Annotated in this window: 23 protein-coding genes; 13 read left to right on the forward strand and 10 right to left on the reverse strand. The window is 65.1% G+C overall.

The annotated features are described in order from the left end of the window. The first annotated feature begins 162 nt into the window (after positions 1 to 162). Complete coding sequence (brnQ, locus tag AC0Z2B_RS21530; protein WP_476299285.1) at positions 163 to 1,476, forward strand: branched-chain amino acid transport system II carrier protein; 1,314 nt, start codon at positions 163 to 165, stop codon at positions 1,474 to 1,476. A 575-nt stretch (positions 1,477 to 2,051) separates the two neighbouring features. Continuing rightward, entirely contained in the window at positions 2,052 to 2,465 is a 414-nt protein-coding gene (locus AC0Z2B_RS21535; protein WP_476299287.1) for an MAPEG family protein, read from the forward strand. A gap of 67 nt (positions 2,466 to 2,532) precedes the next feature. Here the strand turns inward: AC0Z2B_RS21535 and AC0Z2B_RS21540 are convergent, their stop codons facing one another. Then, on the reverse strand, positions 2,533 to 2,826 hold the full coding sequence (locus tag AC0Z2B_RS21540) for a hypothetical protein (RefSeq protein ID WP_008372097.1): 294 nt from the start codon (positions 2,824 to 2,826) through the stop codon (positions 2,533 to 2,535). A gap of 155 nt (positions 2,827 to 2,981) precedes the next feature. On the opposite strand from AC0Z2B_RS21540, the gene AC0Z2B_RS21545 reads away from it, so the two are divergent. The 4 genes from AC0Z2B_RS21545 (at position 2,982) to AC0Z2B_RS21560 (ending at position 6,707) form a co-directional block, all read left to right on the forward strand. After that, on the forward strand, positions 2,982 to 3,455 hold the full coding sequence (locus tag AC0Z2B_RS21545; RefSeq protein WP_476299289.1) for a PaaI family thioesterase: 474 nt from the start codon (positions 2,982 to 2,984) through the stop codon (positions 3,453 to 3,455). After that, positions 3,452 to 3,907, forward strand: coding sequence for a hotdog domain-containing protein (locus tag AC0Z2B_RS21550; protein WP_473005938.1), 456 nt, complete (start codon positions 3,452 to 3,454; stop codon positions 3,905 to 3,907). Before AC0Z2B_RS21545 ends, AC0Z2B_RS21550 begins: the two co-directional genes overlap by 4 nt. Before the next feature lie 90 nt (positions 3,908 to 3,997). After that, positions 3,998 to 5,902: a molecular chaperone HtpG gene (gene htpG, locus AC0Z2B_RS21555; protein ID WP_416423281.1), complete on the forward strand. Its 1,905-nt coding sequence runs from the start codon at positions 3,998 to 4,000 to the stop codon at positions 5,900 to 5,902. 73 nt (positions 5,903 to 5,975) lie between these two features. Then, entirely contained in the window at positions 5,976 to 6,707 is a 732-nt protein-coding gene (locus AC0Z2B_RS21560) for a dienelactone hydrolase family protein (RefSeq protein WP_416423282.1), read from the forward strand. 51 nt (positions 6,708 to 6,758) lie between these two features. On the opposite strand, the gene AC0Z2B_RS21565 is transcribed toward AC0Z2B_RS21560, so the two are convergent. The 5 genes from AC0Z2B_RS21565 to AC0Z2B_RS21585 form a co-directional block, all read right to left on the reverse strand. Next, positions 6,759 to 7,622, reverse strand: a complete 864-nt coding sequence (locus AC0Z2B_RS21565) for a pirin family protein (protein WP_476299291.1) — start codon at positions 7,620 to 7,622, stop codon at positions 6,759 to 6,761. 11 nt (positions 7,623 to 7,633) lie between these two features. Then, entirely contained in the window at positions 7,634 to 8,050 is a 417-nt protein-coding gene (locus tag AC0Z2B_RS21570; protein WP_473005940.1) for an OsmC family protein, read from the reverse strand. A 193-nt stretch (positions 8,051 to 8,243) separates the two neighbouring features. Next, complete coding sequence (gene fabB / locus AC0Z2B_RS21575; protein WP_416423285.1) at positions 8,244 to 9,464, reverse strand: beta-ketoacyl-ACP synthase I; 1,221 nt, start codon at positions 9,462 to 9,464, stop codon at positions 8,244 to 8,246. Positions 9,465 to 9,475: 11 nt separating this feature from the next. Continuing rightward, entirely contained in the window at positions 9,476 to 9,991 is a 516-nt protein-coding gene (gene fabA / locus AC0Z2B_RS21580; RefSeq protein ID WP_416423286.1) for a 3-hydroxyacyl-[acyl-carrier-protein] dehydratase FabA, read from the reverse strand. Between the two features lie 248 nt (positions 9,992 to 10,239). Then, entirely contained in the window at positions 10,240 to 12,138 is a 1,899-nt protein-coding gene (locus AC0Z2B_RS21585) for a response regulator (RefSeq protein WP_476299293.1), read from the reverse strand. Positions 12,139 to 12,344: 206 nt separating this feature from the next. Here AC0Z2B_RS21585 and AC0Z2B_RS21590 point away from each other — a divergent pair, with 206 nt between their 5' ends. The 5 genes from AC0Z2B_RS21590 to AC0Z2B_RS21610 all read left to right on the forward strand — a co-directional run bounded on the left by AC0Z2B_RS21590 (position 12,345) and on the right by AC0Z2B_RS21610 (position 15,286). Next, positions 12,345 to 13,370 (forward strand): NAD(P)H-dependent glycerol-3-phosphate dehydrogenase, encoded by a 1,026-nt coding sequence (locus AC0Z2B_RS21590; protein WP_416423288.1) that lies wholly within the window; start codon positions 12,345 to 12,347, stop codon positions 13,368 to 13,370. 18 nt (positions 13,371 to 13,388) lie between these two features. Then, a complete protein-coding gene (locus tag AC0Z2B_RS21595; RefSeq protein ID WP_416423289.1) occupies positions 13,389 to 13,736 on the forward strand; it encodes a DUF4389 domain-containing protein in 348 nt (115 codons plus the stop codon). After that, positions 13,733 to 14,188, forward strand: coding sequence for a phosphohistidine phosphatase SixA (gene sixA / locus AC0Z2B_RS21600; RefSeq protein WP_476299295.1), 456 nt, complete (start codon positions 13,733 to 13,735; stop codon positions 14,186 to 14,188). The genes AC0Z2B_RS21595 and sixA overlap by 4 nt, the downstream gene beginning before the upstream one ends. A gap of 153 nt (positions 14,189 to 14,341) precedes the next feature. Next, positions 14,342 to 14,785 carry a hotdog fold thioesterase gene (locus tag AC0Z2B_RS21605; protein ID WP_416423291.1) on the forward strand — a complete coding sequence of 148 codons (444 nt, stop codon included), beginning with the start codon at positions 14,342 to 14,344 and terminating at the stop codon, positions 14,783 to 14,785. A 192-nt stretch (positions 14,786 to 14,977) separates the two neighbouring features. Further along, positions 14,978 to 15,286: a hypothetical protein gene (locus AC0Z2B_RS21610; protein ID WP_476299297.1), complete on the forward strand. Its 309-nt coding sequence runs from the start codon at positions 14,978 to 14,980 to the stop codon at positions 15,284 to 15,286. Positions 15,287 to 15,332: 46 nt separating this feature from the next. Here AC0Z2B_RS21610 and greB read toward each other — a convergent pair whose 3' ends face one another. Further along, on the reverse strand, positions 15,333 to 15,830 hold the full coding sequence (gene greB, locus AC0Z2B_RS21615) for a transcription elongation factor GreB (RefSeq protein ID WP_416423294.1): 498 nt from the start codon (positions 15,828 to 15,830) through the stop codon (positions 15,333 to 15,335). Between the two features lie 134 nt (positions 15,831 to 15,964). Here greB and AC0Z2B_RS21620 point away from each other — a divergent pair, with 134 nt between their 5' ends. After that, entirely contained in the window at positions 15,965 to 17,716 is a 1,752-nt protein-coding gene (locus AC0Z2B_RS21620) for an FAD-dependent oxidoreductase (protein ID WP_476299299.1), read from the forward strand. Positions 17,717 to 17,998: 282 nt separating this feature from the next. Continuing rightward, positions 17,999 to 18,544 carry a transposase gene (locus AC0Z2B_RS21625; protein WP_476299313.1) on the forward strand — a complete coding sequence of 182 codons (546 nt, stop codon included), beginning with the start codon at positions 17,999 to 18,001 and terminating at the stop codon, positions 18,542 to 18,544. 222 nt (positions 18,545 to 18,766) lie between these two features. Here AC0Z2B_RS21625 and AC0Z2B_RS21630 read toward each other — a convergent pair whose 3' ends face one another. The 3 genes from AC0Z2B_RS21630 to AC0Z2B_RS21640 all read right to left on the reverse strand — a co-directional run bounded on the left by AC0Z2B_RS21630 (position 18,767) and on the right by AC0Z2B_RS21640 (position 21,876). Further along, complete coding sequence (locus AC0Z2B_RS21630) at positions 18,767 to 19,579, reverse strand: sugar phosphate isomerase/epimerase family protein (protein WP_476299301.1); 813 nt, start codon at positions 19,577 to 19,579, stop codon at positions 18,767 to 18,769. A 55-nt stretch (positions 19,580 to 19,634) separates the two neighbouring features. Then, a complete protein-coding gene (locus tag AC0Z2B_RS21635) occupies positions 19,635 to 20,978 on the reverse strand; it encodes an MFS transporter (RefSeq protein WP_476299302.1) in 1,344 nt (447 codons plus the stop codon). A gap of 103 nt (positions 20,979 to 21,081) precedes the next feature. Further along, positions 21,082 to 21,876 carry an IclR family transcriptional regulator gene (locus AC0Z2B_RS21640; protein WP_416423299.1) on the reverse strand — a complete coding sequence of 265 codons (795 nt, stop codon included), beginning with the start codon at positions 21,874 to 21,876 and terminating at the stop codon, positions 21,082 to 21,084. Positions 21,877 to 21,898: the final 22 nt, after the last annotated feature.

Raw genomic sequence — 21,898 nt, forward strand, 5'->3', positions numbered from 1 at the left:
GTTTATCGCCCGAATCCGATACGCTAGCCGCCATCTCTGCGATTTGCCCCCAAAAGGGGTAGCCGCACGCTGTAAGGGCCTTGGCTTATCCAGCCTGGCCGCATTTCCCTGACCCATGGGAGATCCCTCTCTAAATTCCGATTCAGTAGTGTGGATTCCTTAATGAAAGTGTTGAAAGGCCAGGACATCCTGGCACTTGGTTTCATGACGTTCGCGTTGTTCGTTGGTGCTGGCAACATCATCTTCCCACCGATCGTCGGCCTGCAGGCCGGCCCTCACGCGTGGATGGCGGCCTTTGGCTTCCTGATCACCGCCGTGGGCCTGCCCGTGGTGACCGTGGTCGCCCTGGCGAAAGTCGGCGGCGGCATGGACGCGCTCAGCAGCCCCATCGGCAAGGTCGCCGGCGGCCTGCTGGCGGCTGTCGCGTACCTGGCCGTGGGCCCGCTGTTCGCCACCCCGCGTACGGCCACCGTGTCGTTCGAAGTGGGCCTGGCGCCCCTGACCGGCGACAGCCCGACCGCGCTGTTCTGCTACAGCCTGGTGTACTTCATCGTCGTGCTGGCGGTGTCGATGTACCCTGGCAAGCTGCTTGATACCGTGGGCCGCTTCCTGGCACCGCTGAAAATCATCGCCCTGGCCGCGCTCGGCATCGCCGCGTTCATGCTGCCTGCCGGCCCCGTGGGTGACGCGCAACCGGCCTACCAGACGGCGCCGTTCTCCAATGGCTTCATCAATGGCTACCTGACCATGGACACCCTGGGTGCCCTGGTCTTCGGCATCGTCATCGTCAACGCCATCCGCTCGCGCGGCGTCGAATCGCCGAAGCTGATCACCCGCTACGCCATCATCGCCGGCCTGATCGCCGGTGTCGGCCTGGCGCTGGTGTACGTCAGCCTGTTCCGCCTGGGTGAAGGCAGCCACATCATCGCGGCCGACGCCACCAACGGCGCCATGGTCCTGCACGCCTACGTGCAGCACACCTTCGGCTCCCTGGGCAGCGGTTTCCTGGCCGTGCTGATCTCCCTGGCGTGCCTGGTGACTGCCGTGGGCCTGACCTGCGCCTGTGCCGAGTACTTCAGCAAGTGCCTGCCGCTGTCGTACAAGACCCTGGTGGTGCTGCTGGCCGGCTTCTCGCTGCTGGTGTCGAACCTGGGCCTGACCAAGCTGATCGCCTTCTCGATCCCGGTGCTGACCGCCATCTACCCGCCGTGCATCGCGCTGGTGGCGTTGAGCTTCTGCAAGGAGTTCTTCAGCTCGCCGACTCGCGTGTTCGCGCCGGTGATGGGTGTGTCGCTGCTGTTCGGCCTGGTTGATGCCCTCAAGGGCGCCGGTTTCACCGAATGGCTGCCGGCCTCCCTGGCCAACCTGCCGCTGAGCGACCAGGGCCTGGCGTGGCTGGTACCTTCGGTGGTCACCCTGGTGGCTGCCGTGGCCTACGACCGCGTGATGGGCAAGGCCCGCGAAGCGGTTGCCTGACACCCGGTAGCAAACCGTTGCTGGCGGCCACAAGCCGCCAAGGCAATATCGAAATGCCCTGCATCGACGGATGCAGGGCATTTTTTATGCCTGGCCGAAAAACACCCGTAGCAGCAACTGTCTTGAAGCGGCGTCGTCTGCATCGCTCGTAGCAGCGGCCGTAGGCCGCGTCCGAACACACCGCGCATCCCCCGGCATACCGCGCCGTAGCCGGACGCAGCCTGCGGCAGCTGCTACGCGGATTCGGTGTAGCCGCAGCCTGGCGGCAGCGGCTACAGATCGAGCGCAGCACCTGTAGCAGCGGCCGTAGGCCGCGTCCGAACACACCGCGCATCCCCCGGCATACCGCGCCGCAGCCGGACGCAGCCTGCGGCAGCTGCTACGCGGATTCGGTGTAGCCGCTGCCGAAGGCTGCGGCTACAAATTGCGCGCAGCACCTGTAGCAGCGGCCGTAGGCCGCGTCCGAACACACCGCGCATCCCCCGGCATACCGCGCAGCAGCCGGACGCAGCCTGCGGCAGCTGCTACGGGGGCGTGCTATACCCCTTGGGCGAACCCCAACGAGGAACACCCCCATGAGCATCCCGTTCTGGTGCATTTTCATCGCCGCGCTGTTGATCTACATCGCCCGTATCCCCGTGGCCAAGGCCATGAAAGAGCAGGGCGGCTACGACAACCACAACCCCCGCGCCCAGCAGGCGCGCCTCACCGGCCTGGGCGCACGGGCGGTGGCGGCGCACCAGAACAGCTTCGAAGCCTTCATTCTGTTTGCGGTAGGCGTGCTGATGGCGCACACCACCCAGACGCAGGGCTGGTTCGTCGACCTGCTGGCCATCGTATTCATCATTGCGCGGGTTATTTACTTGTACCTGTACCTCAACGACAGGGCGTCGTTGCGCTCGCTGGTATGGATGGTGGGGTTGGTGTGTTCGTTGTTGTTGATGCTGACGCCGGTTTATCGTTATTGGGTGTTATCCACGCTGCAATAAAGTTCAATGTCCGGAAACAAAAAAGCCCGGCAATCGGCCGGGCTTTATTGTATGCGTCAACCGCCAATCAGTTCTTGGCAGGTTCGCTCGGGGTAGTGGCCTGAGGCGCTGGAGTCTGCACGTTGGAAGCACCGTCGGAGTTCTCCTTGGCGCGTTCCTGGTTGGCTTCGTCGTTGGATTTGGCAGCTTCGGCGTTTTCTTTAGCGGCGTCGTTCATTTTATCCTGAGCGTCGTCCATCTTCTGTTGTGCTTGTTCGGCGTGTTGCTGCGCATCCTGGGCTTTGTCCTCGGATTTTTTATCGCAAGCAGCCAGGCCCAGGGAAGCGGCCAGCATCAGGGCATAAGCTAAAGTTTTACGCATGGGGTGTTTCTCCTTATTGAAGATATCTACTTTCCCTTCGAACGCGGCCCGGCAACTTAAGTTCCGTGGCAGTGCACGATATATAAGTGTTGGATCCATATAGACTTTTTGTTCGCGGTGTGCTGTTTCGAAAAACAATAACCAAGGCCTCAGCCATGACCGACTCACCGTTGTTACAGCAAGCCCGCCGGTTCATCAGTGCGTTGCCGCATTGCCAGATCATTGGCCTGAGTGTCAGTGCCATTGATAAGCAGGGCGTCACCTTGGTGCTGCCTTATTCGCCGGCCATTGTCGGCAACCCGCAGACGGGGGTTATCCATGGCGGTGCGGTGACAACCCTGATGGACACCACGTGCGGCATTGCCACCCTGTGCGTGCTGCCGCAGTTCGAGGTGTGCCCGACCCTGGACCTGCGCATCGACTGCATCCACCCCGCCCAGGCGCACAAGGCCATCTACGGCCATGCCCAGTGCTACCGGGTGACGCGCGATGTGATCTTCACCAGGGGCTTTGCCTACCAGGACAACGCCGATGAACCGATCGCCCAGGTGGTGGGCACCTTCATGCGCCTGGGCAAGGGCGTGAAGGGCAGCGCCGCCTTCGCCGGTGCCCTGGGAGGCCAGCCATGATCGATCAAGCCCTGCGCGAACGGCTGCGCGTGGCCCACGCCGACAATGACTACGCGCCGCTGCTGGCGTTGATTCCCTACGCGACGCTGATCGGCATCCAATGCCGGCGCGAGGAGGAGGGCGTGCTGTTCATCCTGCCGGCCAACCGCGGCAATATTGGTAACCCGTTGTTGCCGGCCATTCACGGCGGCGTGATCGCCGGCTTCATGGAGCTGGCCGCGGCACTGCAGCTGATCCTGTTCACCGAGACCGGGCAGGTGCCGAAGATCATCGACTTTTCCATTGATTACCTGCGCGCCGGGCTGTTCCGCGACACCTTCGCGCGCTGCCAGCTGTGGCGCCAGGGCCGGCGCGTCACCAACGTGGCCATCACCGCCTGGCAGGCCGACCCGGCCGAGCCCATCGCCACCGCGCGGGCGCATTTCAAGATTGATGAAAGTCCTGCCCCTTGAAATCACCGGGGCTGCCCCCATCTGATTGTCATCCCGCCGCAAATGCGCTTGAGCCCGCGGCCTGTGCCATCTGATTGGAGTTTGATGACCATGAGTGTGGAAACTCAAAAAGAAACCCTGGGCTTCCAGACCGAGGTGAAGCAGCTGCTGCACCTCATGATCCATTCGCTGTATTCCAACAAGGAAATTTTCCTTCGCGAATTGATCTCCAACGCATCCGACGCTGTCGACAAACTGCGCTTCGAAGCGCTGTCCAAGCCCGACCTGCTGGAAGGCGGCGCCGAGCTGAAAATCCGCGTGAGCTTCGACAAGGCGGCCAACACCGTCACCCTCGAAGACAACGGCATCGGCATGAACCGTGACGACGTGATCACCCACCTGGGTACCATCGCCAAGTCCGGCACCGCCGACTTCATGAAAAACCTCACCGGCGACCAGAAGAAAGATTCGCACCTGATCGGCCAGTTCGGCGTGGGCTTCTACTCCGCGTTCATCGTTGCCGACCAGGTCGACGTGTACAGCCGTCGCGCCGGCACTGCCGCCAGCGAAGGCGTGCACTGGTCGTCCAAGGGTGAGGGCGAGTTCGAGGTCGCGACCATCGACAAGGCCGACCGCGGCACCCGCATCGTGCTGCACCTCAAGCCAGCCGAGTCCGAGTTCGCCGATGGCTGGCGCCTGCGCAACATCATCAAGAAGTACTCCGACCACATCGCCCTGCCGATCGAGCTGCCCAAAGAACAGGCTGCTGCCGAAGGTGAGGAACAGCCTGCCGCCGAATGGGAAACCGTCAACCGCGCCAGCGCCCTGTGGACCCGTCCGCGCACCGAGGTGAAGGACGAGGAATACCAGGAGTTCTACAAGCACATCGCCCACGACCACGAGAACCCGCTGAGCTGGAGCCATAACAAGGTCGAAGGCAAGCTGGAATACAACTCGCTGCTGTACGTGCCGGCCCGCGCGCCGTTCGACCTGTACCAGCGCGAAGCGCCACGCGGCCTGAAGCTGTACGTGCAGCGCGTGTTCGTGATGGACCAGGCCGAGTCGTTCCTGCCGCTGTACCTGCGCTTCATCAAGGGCGTGGTCGATTCCAACGACCTGTCGCTGAACGTGTCGCGGGAAATCCTGCAGAAAGACCCGATCATCGACTCCATGAAGACCGCCCTGACCAAGCGCGTGCTGGACATGCTGGAGAAGCTGGCCAAGAACGAGCCTGAGCAGTACAAGGGCTTCTGGAAGAACTTCGGCCAGGTCATCAAGGAAGGTCCGGCGGAAGACTTCGCCAACAAGGAAAAGATCGCCGGCCTGCTGCGCTTCGCGTCCACCCACGACGACAGCGGCGAGCAGACCGTGTCCCTGGCCGACTACCTGGCGCGCGCTAAGGAAGGTCAGGACAAGATCTACTTCCTCACCGGCGAGAGCTACGCGCAGGTCAAGAACAGCCCGCACCTGGAAGTCTTCCGCAAGAAAGGCATCGAAGTGCTGCTGCTGACCGACCGGATCGACGAGTGGCTGATGAGCTACCTGACCGACTTCGACGGCAAGGGCTTCGTCGACGTGGCCCGTGGCGACCTGGACCTGGGCAAGCTGGATTCGGAAGAAGACAAGAAAGCCCAGGAAGAAGTGGCCAAGGACAAGGAAGGCCTGATCGAGCGCCTGAAAGCCGCCCTGGGTGACAGCGTCAGCGAAGTGCGCGTGTCGCACCGCCTGACCGATTCGCCAGCCATCCTGGCCATCGGTGAGCAGGACCTGGGCCTGCAGATGCGCCAGATCCTGGAAGCCAGCGGCCAGAAGGTGCCGGAGTCGAAGCCGATCTTCGAGTTCAACCCAAGCCACCCGCTGATCGAGAAGCTGGATCACGAGCAGAGCGAAGACCGTTTCGCCGACTTCTCGCACATCCTCTTCGACCAGGCGGCCCTGGCCGCCGGCGACAGCCTCAAGGACCCGGCCGCCTACGTGCGCCGCCTGAACAAGCTGCTGGTCGAACTGTCCGTTTAAACTGTTGCAGCAAAAACCCGCTTCGGCGGGTTTTTGCGTTTAAGTCCCACTCTCTTTGTATCGGGGAAATCTCATGACTGTTACCGTTCAATCCGTTGTCTATCAGATCGATGGCAAGCCATATGAAAGCCGCCTGGTGTATGACGATGCGGTGGTATCCCCGCGTCCGGGCCTGTTGATGGCGCCGAACTGGGTAGGCATCAGCGAAGGCGCCGAGCGCATCGCGCAATCCGTCGCGGCCCAGGGTTATGTGGTACTGCTGGCTGACCTGTACGGCCAGGCCGTGCGCCCGAAAGGCAACGAGGAATGCCTGGCGGCGATGATGCCGCTCAAGACCGACCGCGCCGAACTGCGCAAGCGCATGCAGGTGGCCTTCGAGCAACTGCAGGGCCAGGCCGTCGCTGCCGTGGACAAGGACCAACTGGCCACCTTCGGCTTCTGCTTCGGTGGCTGCTGCTCCCTGGAGCTGGCCCGCACCGGCGCGCCGCTGAAGGCCGCCGTGTCGTTCCACGGTACCCTGGACACGCCGAACCCGGCCGATGGCAAGAACATCCTGGGCAAGGTGCTGGTGCTGCACGGCGCCAGCGACCCGCTGGTACCGAAAGAGCAGCTGCCTGCCTTCGAAGAAGAAATGAACGCCGCGGGCGTGGATTGGCAACTGACCAGCTACGGCGGCGCCTACCACTCGTTCACCGACGTGGAAGCCAACAACCCGGGCGTGCAGATGTACAACAAGGTTGTGGCTGACCGTGCCTTCAAGGCCATGCACAACCTGCTGGAAGAAGTCTTCAAGCCAGCGGTCTGAGTGTAGGGACGCGGCCTGCGGTCATGTAGCAGCGGCCGCAGGCCGCGTCTCTTATCGTCGGGGCAATTCGATCCGTTCGGTTTCGCCCGGCACCGTCGGCCAATCGCCGGCTGCCCACTTCGCCCGTGCCTGGTCGATCAGCGCCACGTCGCTGGCGACGAAGTTCCAGTTCATGCGCCGCGGCCCGTCCAGCGGGGCGCCACCGATCAGCACCAGGTGGCAATCGGTCTGTGCCACCAGCGTCGGCTGCTCGCCGGCTTCCAGCACCAGCAGCGTCAACGGCTGCACCGCCTCGTCCTCCAGTTCTACCTCACCCTCCAACACATACAGCGCCCGCTCCTGATGTTCGTCAGGCACCTGAAGCGTGCTGCCTGCCACCATGTGCACTTCGGCGTACAGCGTAGGAGAAAGCACCGGCACCGGTGCGACCAGGCAGAAACCTTTGCCGGCAATCATCCTGATGCGAACGCCCAGGGCGTCGCTCACGGGCAGTTCGCCCGCTAAGTGATGGCTGTAGTGGCTTTCACCCTGTTCGGCGCTCACAGGCGACGCCAGCCACACCTGCAGGCCATGCAGGCGCGAACCGTGGGCGCGCAGGTCGTCCGGCGTGCGCTCCACGTGGGCGATGGCCTTGCCGGCGGTCATCCAGCTGACCTCGCCGGGCTTCACCCGCTGGTCGCTGCCCAGGCTGTCCTTGTGCAGCAGTTCGCCTTCGAACAGGTAGGTCAGGGTCGACAGGCCGATGTGCGGGTGCTGGCGGATGTTCACGCCAGCGCCGGGGGCGTAGGTGGTGGCGAGCATGTGGTCGAAAAACACGAAGGGGCCCACCGCGCGGCACTGCCGCGAGGGCAGCGGGCGCAGGATGGGCTGGCCTTCGACGTCTTCGGCGGGTGGGCGAATCACCAAGTGCGGCATGACGGGCTCCGTTACTGGCTGAAGGCGCCTTCGGCCAGGGTGGTGGTGATGGCGATCTCGGTGCTGGTCATCAGCTTGTGTACCGGGCAGCGGTCGGCCACGCGGTGCAGTTCGGCGCGCTGCTCGGCGGTGAGCACGCCCTTGAGGGTCAGCACGACGTTGATTGCATAGTGGCCCTTCAGCTCCTGGCTGTCATCGCGCTGCACGTCCACCGACACGCCGGTCAGCGGGATGCCTTTTTTCTGCGCGTAGTACTTCAGCGTCAGCGCCTTGCAGGCGCCCAGGGCGGCGTCGAAATAGTCGTGGGGGGAGGGCGCCGAATCGTCGCCGCCCAGGGCCTTGGGCAGGTCGGTGAACAGGGCGTGGTCGTCGATCTGCAGGCTGTGGCGGAAGCTGTCGGCGGATTCGGTGTTGAGGGTGATGGGCATGGGGCGGTCCTTGGGCATGATCGCCCTACTGTAGACCTTGTTGCCTGGGCATGCTGGTACGTTTGTGCTGCCCGTAGCAGCTGCCGAAGGCTGCGTCATGGGCCCTTTGACGCAGCCTTCGGCAGCTGCTACGCGGGGACATAAAAAAACGGCACCCGAAGGTGCCGTTCTTTTTCAGCAAGGGGGTGAGCCCTTACTTGCCCTGCCAGCGCTTGAGCACCAGCGTGGCGTTGGTGCCACCGAAGCCGAAGCTGTTGCTCATGACGGTGTCGATCTTGGCGTTTTCTTGAGTCTCGCGCAGGATCGGCATGTCGGCAACGGCTGGGTCCAGCTCGTCGATGTTGGCGGAACCGGCAATGAAGTTGCCTTCCATCATCAGCATGCAGTAGATCGCTTCGTGAACGCCGGCGGCGCCCAGGGAGTGACCCGACAGGCTCTTGGTGGAGCTGATGGCCGGAGCCTTGTCGCCGAACACTTCGCGCACACCTTTCATTTCCGCGACGTCGCCGACCGGGGTCGAGGTGCCGTGGGTGTTCAGGTAGTCGATCGGGGTGTCGACGGTGGACAGCGCCTGCTGCATGCAGCGGATCGCGCCTTCGCCGCTCGGGGCCACCATGTCGTAGCCGTCGGAAGTAGCGCCGTAGCCGACGATTTCCGCGTAGATCTTGGCGCCACGGGCCAGGGCGTGTTCCAGCTCCTCGACCACTACCATGCCGCCACCGCCGGCGATGACGAAGCCATCACGGTCGTTGTCGTAGGCGCGCGAAGCCTTTTCCGGGGTGTCGTTGCGCTTGCTGGACAGGGCGCCCATGGCGTCGAACAGGAACGACTGGCTCCAGTGCTCTTCTTCACCGCCACCGGCGAAGACGATGTCCTGCTTGCCCATCTGGATCTGTTCCATGGCGGTACCGATGCAGTGGGCACTGGTGGCGCAGGCAGAAGCGATGGAGTAGTTCAGGCCCTTGATCTTGAATGGCGTGGCCAGGCAAGCGGAGACCGTGCTGCTCATGGTGCGGGTCACGCGGTATGGACCAACGCGCTTCACGCCTTTCTCGCGCAGGATGTCCAGCGCTTCCATCTGGTTGAGGGTCGACGCGCCGCCCGAACCTGCGATCAGGCCGGTACGCGGGTTGGAGACCATCTCTTCGGTCAGGCCCGAATCCTTGATCGCGTCGGCCATGGCCAGGTAGGCGTAGGCAGCGGCGTGACCCACGAAACGGAACACCTTGCGGTCGATCAGTTCTTCGAGGTTGAGGTCGATGGAGCCGGAAACCTGGCTGCGCAGACCCATTTCGGCATATTCCGGGTTGAAGCGGATGCCAGGGCGGTTTGCACGCAGGTTTGCGGTGACGGTGTCTTTGTCATTGCCCAAGCAGGAAACAATGCCCAGACCAGTGATAACGACGCGGCGCATGCGGATAACCCTTAGAAATTTTCGGTGGATGTGAACACGCCGACCCGAAGGCCTTCGGCGGTGTAGATCTCTTTGCCGTCAACGCTGACGGAACCGTCGGCGATGGCCAGGTTCAGCTTGCCCTTGAGGACGCGCTTGATCTGGATGTTGTAGGTGACCTTCTTGGCGGTCGGCAGTACCTGGCCGAAGAACTTCACTTCGCCCGAGCCCAGCGCACGGCCGCGGCCCGGCAGGCCTTGCCAGCCCAGGAAGAAACCGACCAGCTGCCACATGGCGTCGAGGCCCAGGCAGCCCGGCATCACCGGGTCACCTTCGAAGTGGCAGGCGAAGAACCACAGGTCCGGGTTGATATCCAGCTCGGCGACCAATTCACCTTTGCCGTACTTGCCACCTTCGCTGCTGATATGGGTAATGCGATCCACCATCAGCATGTTACCGGCGGGCAGTTGCGCGTTACCTGGGCCGAACATCTCGCCGCGGCTGCAGCTCAGTAGTTCTTCCCGAGTAAAGGCGTGTTGTTTGGTCATGCGAGCTCCTCAATAGTCCCGTGTGGCAGTGGGGCAAATTCTCCCGGCCGTGCCAAAGCGAATGCGCCTTTGGCAGGGCAGCCTACACATAGACTATTGCGTTGTAGTGAAAGTCACAGCGCCAGGGACAAAGAAGTACACCTGTGCACTGAAATTTTTTATCCAGGCGGTTCATTTTGCCTGACATAACGTCTAAGACTGCCGCACTTTAGCATTTAGCGCCAGCCCCGGCTGCCCCGGGGGCGCATTTAAGCTGCCAGCCAGCGCCTCAGTAGCTGCTCCAGATCGGTACGTTTGAAAGGTTTTGCCAGATAGTCGTTCATGCCGGCAGTCAGGCAGGCCTCGCGGTCGCCGAGCAGGGCGTTGGCGGTCAGGGCGATGATGGGCAAGTGCGCATGCTCGGGCAATTGGCGGATGCGCCGGGTGGCTTCGTAGCCATCGACGATGGGCAGGCGGCAGTCCATCAGCACCGCATCGAACGGCTGGTGGGTGACCTCGTGGATGGCCTGGGCGCCGTCGCCGACCACGCTCACCACGAAGCCCAGGCTGCGCAGCATGGCCTCGATCACCGTCTGGTTGACCGGGTTGTCTTCCACCAGCAGCACGCGCTTGCCCAGGTTCTGCGCCTCGTCGCCCAGCCGCGCTTCGCGCAGTGGCGTGGCGGCGCGCTGGCTTAGCGCCAGGGGGATTTCCAGGGTGAACAGCGAGCCGCGGCCTTCCTCGCTTTCGGCCAGCAGGGTGCCACCCATGCGCTCGGCCAGGGTGCGCGCGATGGGCAGGCCCAGGCCGGTGCCGCCGTAGCGGCGCGAGATGCTGCTGTCGGCCTGCTGGAAGGCCACGAACATGCTTTCCAGGCGCTCGGCGCTGATGCCAATGCCGGTGTCGTGCACGGTGCAGGTCAGCCAGATCAGCTGGTGGTCGAGCACCTGCCACTGGGCGTCGATGTGCACGCTGCCGACGTCGGTGAACTTGATGGCATTGCCGATCAGGTTCACCAGGATCTGGCGGATGCGCGTGGGGTCGCCCTCCACCTGCAGCGCGTCGAAGCCCTGGGCCAGGCTCAGGTGCAGCGCCAGGCCGCTTTTCTGCGCGGTGTGCTGGAAGGTGTGGGCGCAGCTGGCCACCAGCTCGCCGAGGTTGAAGGGGATGTGCTCCAGTTCCAGTGCGGCGCGTTCGATGCGCGAGAAGTCGAGAATGTCGTTGATCACCTTCAGCAGGTGTTCGGTGGACTGGGTGGCCAGGGCCGCGTACTCGATCTGCTCGTCGGTCATCACCGTGGTTTCCAGCAGCTGCAGCATGCCCAGCACGCCGTTCATGGGCGTGCGCAGCTCATGGCTCATCATGGCCAGGAAGTCGGACTTGGCGCTGTTGGCGCGCTCGGCCTGTTCGCGGGTGCTGATCAGTTGCTCGATGGCCTGCTGCTGTTCGCGCCCGGCCTGGTCCAGGCCCTTGGCGAGGTTGTTGATGTGCTGGGCCAGGTTGCCCAGCTCGGTGTCATCGACAATGGGCAGCGGCGCCTTGAAGTCGCCTTCCTGGATGGCCTTCACCGCCAGGCCCATCTCGCTGATCGGCCGGGCCAGGCTCAGGGCCAGGCGCCGGGCCAGCAGGAAACTGAACAGCAGGGCCACCAGCGCCAGCACCGCGGCCTTGAGCAGGATCTCCTGCTGGCGCTGGTTGAAGGCGTCGTTGGACATGCCGACGATCACCCGGCCCACGCAGTCGGGCTGGCCCACGCGCAGCAGGTTGCCGTGGTGCAGGTCGCCGGCCAGGGCGGCGCGCTGCAGACGGATGCTGGCCTGGAACACCTGCACCTTGGCGCTGTGCGCCAGCACGCCGTCGGGCTGCTCGACGTACAGCAGCACATGGTCGTTGCTGTCCTGTACCTCCAGGAAGCGCACGTGGGGGATTTCCAGGGTGGCGCGCAGCAGGCTGTCGAGCACCGTGGTGTTGTGGCTGATCACGCCGAACTCGGCGGCCGGCGCCAGCTGGTTGGCGATCAGTTGGCCGGTGCGGGTCATTTCCTCGCGCAGGTCCTGGATGCGCACGAAGGTGAAGAAACCGGTGAGCAGCAGGGTCAGCACCAGGGCGGGGCCCAGGCAGATCACCTGGGTGCGGCTGTGAATGTCCCAGCTGGGACGCCATTTCATCGGGTGCAATCTCGCACGGTGCGGCCTTGGCAAAGTCGAACAGCCGCGCATTTTAACCGCCTTGGGCGACATTTCCAGTCATGTGTACGGCATCGACACGTGCGGCTACGCTTTCGCGCAAGGCTTTGGCCTGCGGGGCTGGCCGCGGCGCGTGCGCTCCGTATAATGCGGGCGTCGCCACTTTTTATGGTTTTGATGGATTGGATATGACTGAACAGCAGCCTGTTGCAGTGCTGGGGGGCGGAAGCTTCGGGACCGCCGTGGCGAACCTGCTGGCCGAGAACGGCCACGCGGTACGCCAGTGGATGCGCGATCCCGAGCAAGCCGAGGCGATCCGCACCCAGCGCGAGAATCCGCGCTACCTCAAGGGCATCAAGATCCACGCCGGCGTCGAGCCGGTCACCGACCTGCTCGCCACCCTGGGTGGCAGCGACCTGATCTTCGTGGCCCTGCCGTCCAGCGCCCTGCGCAGCGTGCTGGCGCCCCATGCGCAGCTGCTGGCCGGGCGCATGCTGGTCAGCCTGACCAAGGGCATCGAGGCCCAGACGTTCAAGCTGATGAGCGAGATCCTCGGCGACATCGCCCCAGACGCGCGCATCGGCGTGCTGTCGGGGCCCAACCTGGCGCGCGAGGTGGCCGAGCACGCCCTGACCGCCACCGTGGTGGCCAGCGAGGACGAGAACCTCTGCGAACAGGTGCAGGCCGCGCTGCACGGGCCCACGTTCCGGGTCTACGCCAGTGCCGACCGCTTCGGCGTGGAGCTGGGCGGGGCGCTGAAGAACGTCTACGCCATCATCGCCGGCATGGCGGTGGCGCTGGGCATGGGCGAGAACACCAAGAGCATGCTGATTACCCGCGCCCTGGCCGAGATGACCCGCTTCGCCGTGAGCCAGGGCGCCAACCCCATGACCTTCCTGGGCCTGGCCGGGGTGGGCGACCTGATCGTCACCTGCTCCTCGCCCAAGAGCCGCAACTACCAGGTGGGCTTCGCCCTGGGCCAGGGCCTGAGCCTGGACGAGGCGGTCAACCGCCTGGGCGAGGTGGCCGAGGGCGTCAACACCCTCAAGGTGCTCAAGGCCAAGGCCCAGGAGCTGAAGGTGTACATGCCGCTGGTAGCCGGGCTGCACGCCATCCTGTTCGAAGGGCGTACCCTGGCCCAGGTGATCGAGCTGTTGATGCGCGCCGAGCCCAAGACCGACGTCGACTTCATTTCCACCAGTGGTTTCAACTGATTTTGCAGGAGCAAGGACATGAGTGATTCGCCTCTCAAGCCCAGCCAGGAATCGATCCTGCTGCGGGTGCTGTGGATGGTGCTGTACGTGCTGGTGTGGCAGGTGGCCCAGTTGCTGCTGGGCGCCGTGGTGCTGATCCAGCTGGTCTACCGGCTGGTGTACGGCTCGCCGAACCTGAGCCTGATGAACTTCGGCGACAGCCTCAGCCAGTTCATGGCGCAGATCGGCCGGTTCGGCAGCTTCCATACCGAACAGAAGCCTTGGCCGTTCGCTGATTGGCCGGCGCCACGCGCACCCGAAGGCGAGGCCCCGCACAGCGTGCCGCCTGCGCCGCACCCGGCCCGCGACGAGGAGCCCAAGCTGTGAAGCTGTGGATCCTGCGCCACGGCGAGGCCCAGGGCCAGGCCGCCCGCGATAGCCTGCGCGAACTCACCGACCACGGCCGCGAAGAAGTGCTGCGCAGCGCTGCGCACCTGCTGGGCCAGCCGCTGGCCGCGGTGTACGCCAGCCCTTACGTGCGTGCCCAGCAGACCGCCGCCATCGTCCATGAGGCGCTGGCGCTGGAGCAGCCCATCGTCACCGTGCCCTGGCTGACCCCCGAAAGCGACCCCCAGGAGGTCATCGGCCAGCTGGACCGCCTGGGCCTGGACAGCGTGCTGCTGGTCAGCCACCAGCCGCTGGTGGGCGCCCTGGTGGGCCTGCTGGAAAACGGCCACCTGCAGCAGCCACGCGGCATGAACACCGCCAGCCTGGCGGTGCTCGAAGGCGACTGGCCGCTGGCCGGGCTGATGAGCGTGCAGGCCGTGCACCACGCCTGAGCCGGCGGCGGAACGGCCAAATGCCAGCCTGCAACGGCGCTGGCGCTTGCACGCCGCGCCGGGGCTGCCAGATAGTGGGGCGGTCGATTGCGGCCGCCTCGCTGTGCCAGCGACGCGCGCCGGTCTTGAATATTCCGGAAAAGGACGAATCCCATGAGCCTATGGCGCACGCAACCCAACCTCGAGCAGTTCAACGAGGCGCAGAAGAACACCATCGGCGAGGTGCTCGACATCCGCTTCGAAGCCGTGGATGACGACTCCCTGACCGCCAGCATGGCGGTCGACCATCGCACCCACCAGCCCTACGGCCTGCTGCACGGCGGTGCCTCGGTGGTGCTGGCGGAAACCCTGGGTTCCATGGCCAGCTACCTGTGCATCGACCCCAGCACCCATTACTGCGTAGGGCTGGAGGTGAACGCCAACCATGTGCGCGGCGTGCGCAGTGGCCGCGTGACCGGCGTGGCGCGGGCGGTGCACATCGGCCGCACCACCCACGTGTGGGACATTCGCCTGAGCGACGAGCGCGGCAAGCTCAACTGCATCTCGCGGCTCACCGTGGCGGTGGTGCCGCTGGGCGAGAACCCGCCGGGGCGTTGATCTACCTTCGTCTCGTTGACACCGGTGCCATCGTTTTACTACGATGGCATTCAAGCGCCGATTTAACACAGCTACTTGCGGGGCGCAGGAATACTTCCATCACGGGAGTTTCCGAAATACCGCTAAAACGCTGGTTCGGTGTCGCCTCCCACCGCAGCCCAGCGGGACCTGCGAGGCTTGGAAGACACCACCATGAGTTGCCCCCGTCCTATCGTCTGCCTGACGCCACTGCCCGCCAGCAGCGCGCCGCGCAACCCCCGAATCCTGCTGGTCGGCCAGCACCAACCGACCCTGCTGCGCTACCTCGATGGTTGGCCACGCCGTGCCGGCAAGGCCAGCGCCTTCCTGATCCAGTTCATCGACTCCAGCCAGTCCCTGGCCAACCTCGCCAACAACCGCTTCGACCTGGCCGTGGTGCAGTCACCGGCCGCCGAGCACGCCGCCGAAGTCATCGGCCACCTGACCCGCGTGGCGCGCCAGGGGCTGGTTACCCTGCGCTGAGACGGTTGGGCGACGCGGCCTGCGGCCGCTGCTACCGCGGTGGCGTTCAGGGGTAATCGATCTCGACGATATACACCAGCTGCTCGCCGGTGGGGGTATGCACCCGCACCTCGGCGTCCAGCGCCTTGCCCAGCAGGGCACGGGCCAGGGGCGAGTCGATGCTGATCAGGTTGAGCTTGAGGTCCAGCTCGTCGGGGCCGACGATGCGGTAGCGCGACGTGTCGCCCTGTTCGTTTTCCACGGTGACCCAGGCGCCGAAGTACACCTTGTTCGGGTCGCTGGGGCGCTCGCTCACCACCTTCAGGTTTTCCAGGCGCTTGGTCAGGAAGCGCACGCGGCTGTCGATCTCGCGCAGCATCTTTTTGCCATAGGTGTATTCGGCGTTCTCGGAGCGGTCGCCCTGGGCCGCCGCCTCGCTCACCGACTGCGTCACCTGGGGCCGGCGCACATGCCACAACTCATGCAATTCCGCCCGCATGCGTGCCTCGCCCTCGGGGGTGATCAGCGCGGTGCCGTGGCTGCGGGGTGGGCGATAGCGACTCATTTAAAGCTCCTTGACTGGCCGGCGGGCAGTCTACCAGCACGGCATGCGGGGCTTGTGCTTGCGGCTTTGCGGTAATTAAATTAATTTGTGGAATGTGATTCCAATAAATCGATTTGCTGCGCGAGGTCATAACAATGAGAAAGCACCTGGTGGACATTGAGGAAGGCGAGAGCTTCGACATCGTCGTGGTGGGGGCGGGTGGCGCCGGCATGTCGGCGGCGTTGTTCGGTGCCATCGAGGGGGCCAAGGTGCTGCTGGTGGAGCGCAGCGAGTACGTGGGCGGCACCACGGCGTTTTCCGCCGGCACCACCTGGGTTCCCAACAGCCACCACGCCGCCTCGGTGGGCGTGCACGACGACAGCCTGGAGAAAGCCAGCGGCTACCTGGACCTGGCGGTGGGCGCGCGTTCCAACCCGGCGTTGCGCCGGGCGTTCCTGGCCAACGGCCCGCGCGCGGTGGCGAAAATCGAAGCTGGTTCGGCGGTGCGCTATCGCGCCCGGCCGTTTCACCCTGACTACATTTCCGACCTCGCCGGCTCTACGTTGAAGGGCCGGGCGCTGGAACCCCTGGCGTTCGACGGGCGCAAATTGGGCGAACGCTTCCGCCTGGTGCGCCCGCCGATCCCCGAGTTCACCGTGCTGGGCGGCATGATGGTGGACCGTGACGACGTGGGCCACCTGCTCAACCTGAGCCGCTCGCTGGCCTCGTTCAAGCACAGCGCCAAGCTGCTGCTACGCCAGGCCATGGACCGCCTCAAGCACCCGCGCGGCACGCGTCTGGTGATGGGCAACGCGCTGGTGGCCAGCCTGTTGTATTCCCTGGACGAGAAGGGCGTGCCGGTGCTCACCGACTGCCAGATGGACCGCATCGTCAAGGGCGCCGATGGCGTCGAGGCCATTGAACTGTCCCAGCGCGGGGTGAAGCGCCGGGTGCAGGTGCGCGGTGGGGTGATTTTGGCCACGGGCGGCTTCAATCGCCACCCGGAGCGGCGCAAGACCCTGCTGCCGGGCATCGACGCCCGCTGGTGCCCGGGCGCGCCGGGGCACACCGGCCAGGCCCATGACGTGGTGCAGGAGGCGGGCGGCCGTTACGGCGAGCCGGGGCTGAGCCATGCCTTCTGGGCACCGGTGTCGATCCGCCAGCGCGCCGATGGCAGCCAGGCGGTGTTCCCGCACTTCATCCTCGACCGCGGCAAGCCGGGCATGCTCACGGTCAACCAGCAGGGGCGGCGTTTCCTCAACGAGTCGACGTCGTACCACCTGTTCGGCATCGGCCTGCAAGACGCCGGGGTGGCGCCGGGTTACCTGATCACCGACGCCGAGGGGCTGCGCAAGTACGGCCTGGGCATGGTGCGGCCCGGTGGCAAGGGCCTGCAGCCGTTCCTGGATGACGGCTACCTGATCCGTGGCGCCAGCCTGGCGGAGCTGGCGCGGCAACTGGACATCGATGGCCAGGGCCTGCAGGACAGCGTCAAGCGCATGAACGAGTACGCGGTGACGGGTGTAGACCTGGACTACCAGCGTGGTACCACGGACTACCAGCGCGCCAATGGCGATGCGAGCAACGCGCCGAACCCGAACCTGGGGCGCATCGGCACCGCGCCGTTCTACGCCGTGCGCCTGTACCCAGGCGACATTGGCGCCGCCACCGGGTTTGCCACCGATGCCCAGGCGTGCGTGCTGGACAGCCATGACCAGGCCATCGGAGGTCTCTACGCGGTGGGCAATGACATGCACTCGGTGATGGGCGGCACGTACCCCGGGCCGGGCATTACCCTGGGGCCGGGGCTGACGTTTGCCTTGCTGGCGGCCGAGCATGCGGCCGCGCGGGCCAAGGGGCAGGCCAGCCAACAGCGCCGCGCTACAGAGCCTGCCGCTGCCCCGTAGCAGCGGCCGCAGGCCGCGTCCTGCCCCGCGCGGTGCCTGGGCCACGGCCTACGGCCGCTTGTGTCTTTCAGAAGGAATAGAATCGAATGAGAGCGGTGAATGGTAGGTTGTTCGGCCGGAATGCTCCCAAGCACGGGTAGCAGCAGAAACGCCATTCACCTCTCCACTCTGGCTTTAAGCCCAAACAGTTGAACGAGCAGACCTCGAAAATCACAAGCGTGGGCTCCGCCAGAGCGCACTTACAAGCTTGCTTCACCGCAAGCCCAATGTTTGCGGGCGTTGGTGCAGCAGCGCGAGCGCTTCGTGCAGCAACGCGATGACGACAGACGCCGCGGCCTACAGGCAGAGCTGTCCGCAGTCATCGATCTTTTGACCGAGCACATCAGGCTCCTGCGCACATTCATCGAGCGGCTGGAGCAAGCCATAGAAGCAACGATGATGGCGCTCGACAGCGACAGGGCGATGCGGCTAACGTCGGTCAAAGGCATCGGTGTGATCACGGCCGCCAGCCTGATGGCGTACATGCCTGAATTGGGCGGCGTGGATCGCCATCAGATCGCCGCGCTAGCGGGCTTGGCGCCCTATAACAGGGACAGCGGGACCGTTAGAGGCAAGCGAGAAATCTACGGAGGGCGCGGCGCGATCAGACGGGTCTTGTACATGGCGTGCTGGATCGTGCTGCGTTATGACGCGCCCTTCAAGGCGCGCTACGATGGGTTGCGAGCGAAGGGCAAGTGCGCCAAAGCGGCGCTCGTGGCTTGCATGAGGGTACTGCTTGTCCGGCTCAATGCCATGCTGCGCGATGGGACGCAATGGCAGGCACAGTAGGCTTGCGCCGTAGCAGCTGCCGCTAGGCTGCGTCCGGTCTCTGCGCGGTCTGACCGCCAATGCGCGGCGCCTGCGGACGCGGCCTACGGCCGCTGCTACGGGGCCCCGTGTACCTCGTCTATCGCGTCGCCTGCATCGCGGCCAAGGCCGGCTCCTACCACAGATGGCGTAGGAGCCGACTTTAGTCGCGATGCAGGCAACGCAGATTCAAGACAGTTGCTGCTACGGGGGCGTGATCAAGGTTGCCTGGGCCGCCTGCAAGGCGGCCTTTGCCCACGCGTGTACGCCCATCTGTGCGACGCGCCGGTCATTGGGGATTTCAACGCTGACCGGCAATTGCGCCGGCAGCTGTTTCCAGATGGCCTTCAAGTCGATACCGCCTTCACCAGGCAGCAGCCGTTCACAGCGCGCGGCGTGGATCAGCGCCTCGGTGGTGCCGGGGCGCTCGGCCGGGCCGTCGCAGATTTGCGCGTAGTGCAGCCATTGAGCGGGGATGCTCGCCAGCTGATCGAGGCGACTGGCGGAGCGGTCGAAGTGCAGGCTGTCCACCAGTATGCCGGCGTTGGCGCGGTCGGCCTGGTTGACGATCTGCAACGCGGTGTCCAGGTCGGGCACCGCGGTCCAGGGCATGAACTCCAGGTCCGCGGTCAGGCCGTAGGGCTGCATGGCGTCGCACAGCCGCGCGTAGTTGGCCACCAGCCGCGCCGGCTCCGGGTCGTCGCCCGCCACCAGCACCGCCTTGGCGCCCAGCCGCGCGCCCACCTCGAAGAATGCCTCGAAAGCGGCCGGGTCGAAGTCGGCGTTCAGGCGGATCAGCTCCAGGTCGAACACGCTGACGCCAGTGTCGGCCATGCGCGCCAGGGTTTCACGCAACAGCGCAGGGTCATCCATCAACGCGTAGGCCGCCGCACCCGGCGCCACTGGCAGCAGGCGCAAGCCGGCGTGGTCGTAGCCGGCGCTGGCGGCGAGGTCGATCATCTGCGGCGGGTTGCAATGCAGGGCGGTCAGTTGGGCAAGGGCAAAGGCAGGGCGCATGGCGTTCTCCTGTAAACGAAGAAAGAAGCGCACCCGTAGGTGCGCAAGGTAGATATCAGGCCGACGCCGCCAGGCTGGGCTGGCGTCGTTGGTGGCGGTATTTGATGGTCAGCGCCACGATGCCCAGGGCAGCGGGCAGGGTGAGGAACAGGAACACCTGGTTGAAGTGCCAGTCCGCCGCCAGCATCAGCGCGCCCACGCCAGCGCCGCTGATGGCGCCGAAACGGCCCATGCCGGTGGCCCAGCTGACGCCGGTGGCGCGGATCTGCGTGGGGTAGAACTGGGTGGCCAAGGCGTAGCTGCCGGTGTTGACGCCGTTGATGAAGTAGCCCAGCAGCACGATCAGCGGGCACAGCACCTGAATGGTCGGCTGCTGCAGGGCGATCAGCACCGCGCTCGCACCGCCGCCCAACAGGGTCAGGCCCACCACCTTGTGGTGGTCGAAGCGGTCCATTTTCATGCCGATGGTGAAGTTGCCCAGCACGCCACCGGCTTGCAGCAGCGAGCCGATCAGCGCCGCCTGGGACAGGCTCAGGCCGGCGTCGCGGCTGATCAGCGGCAGCCAGCTGGACAGCAGGTACATGGTCAGCAGGCCCATGAACAGCGTCACCCAGATCATGCAGGTGCCCAGCCGGTAGCGCGGCGCGAACAGCGCGCCGACCGAACCCTTGTCCTGGACCTTTTCTTCCGAGCTGTAGAACAGCGTGTCAGCGTTGGCCAGGCCTGGCGCCACCTTGGCCACGGCCTGCAGCAAGCGCGGCTTGAGCTCGGGGCGGTGCACCAGGAAGTTGATCGACTCGGGCAGGCAGGCCAGCAACAGCAGGGCGAAGGCGATGGGCAGCACGCCACCGGCGACCATCACCGAGGGCCAGCCGAAGTGTTCGATCAGCGCCTCGCTGCCGATGCCACCCAGGGTGGCGCCGATGGTGAAGCCGCAGTAGATGCCGGTGACCATGTGCGAGCGGCTGCGCTTGGGCCCGTACTCGGCCACCAGGGTGGCGGTGTTGGGCATGGAGGCGCCCAGGCCCAGGCCGGTGAGGAAGCGCAGCAGGGTGAGGCTGGTGATGTCGGTGGCGAACGCCGAGGCCAGGCTCCACACGCCGAAGAAGAACACCGACCCGATGATGACCTTGCGCCGCCCCAGGCGGTCGGCCATGGGCCCGGCAACCATGGCGCCGATGGCCAGGCCCAGCAGGCTGCTCATCATCACCGGGCCCAGGTCGTGGCGGGCGATGCCCCAGTCATCCACCAGCGCCGGGGCGACGAAGCCGATGGCGGTGGTGTCGAAGCCATCGAAGGCCAGCACGATGAAACCCAGCAACACCACCAGCCACTGACGCGCGCCCATGGGGCGGGCGTCGAGGAAGGTGCTGACATCCACGCGAGCGGAATGAGGCATGACGATACTCCCGATTTTTTTATTGTTGGGTGAGGCTCGGGAGTGAAAATAGCAGCAGTGGAATGCAATTCCAAATATTAATTAGATGTCATTTGCCTGCTTGTCACGTCGCGGTCATGGTGGAAAACTTCGGCACGCTGCCCAGCTCGGTCTGCGCCAGGTCCTTGGCCGCGGCCAGCAGTGCTGGCACCAGCGCCTGCATGCGCTCGGCGCTCAGGCGCACGCTGGGGCCGGCGATGCTGATCACGCCTGAAGGCGTGCTCTGGCCGGGGTGGTACAGGGCGGTGGCAATGGCGGCGGCGCCGGCTTCGAAGCTCTCGTTGACGCAGGCGTAGCCGTCGGCGCGGGCCTGGTGCAGGTTGTTCAGCAGGGCCTCGACGGTGGTCGGTGCGTTGGGGCCGTATTCGCCCGGCTTCGGCAGGCCTTGGCGGTACACCAGTTCCAGCGCTTGCTCGTCGCTCAGGCAGCTCAGCCATGCCAGCCCCGAAGCGGTGCAGCCCAGCTTGGCTTCGGCGCCGGCGTCCGGGTCGTAGCGCAGGCCGCTGCGGGTGCCCTGGGCCTTGGCCACCCACACCAGGTGTTCGCCGTCGACGATGCCCAGGCGCACCAGTTCGCCGGATTCACCGGCCAGGCGCTCGAGGATCGGCCGCGCCAGGTCCACCACGCTGGCATGGGCCAGGTGCTTGAGGGCCAGGGAGATGACCTTCAGCGCCAGAATGTAATTGCCGTGCTGCGGGTCCTGGCGCACATAGCCTTGCTCCACCAGGCAGGTGAGCATGCGGTGCGTGGCGCTGGGGGCGATGCCCAGGCCTTCGGAGATCTGTTGCAGGGGCAGGCCGGCAGCCTTGCCGGCCAGCAGTTCCAGCGCGCAGAGGCCGCGCTCCAGTGCGTTGCTCATGAGGTATCCCGGGAATGGCATT

The sequence above is a fragment of the Pseudomonas sp. GYB4201 genome (assembly GCF_056312595.1).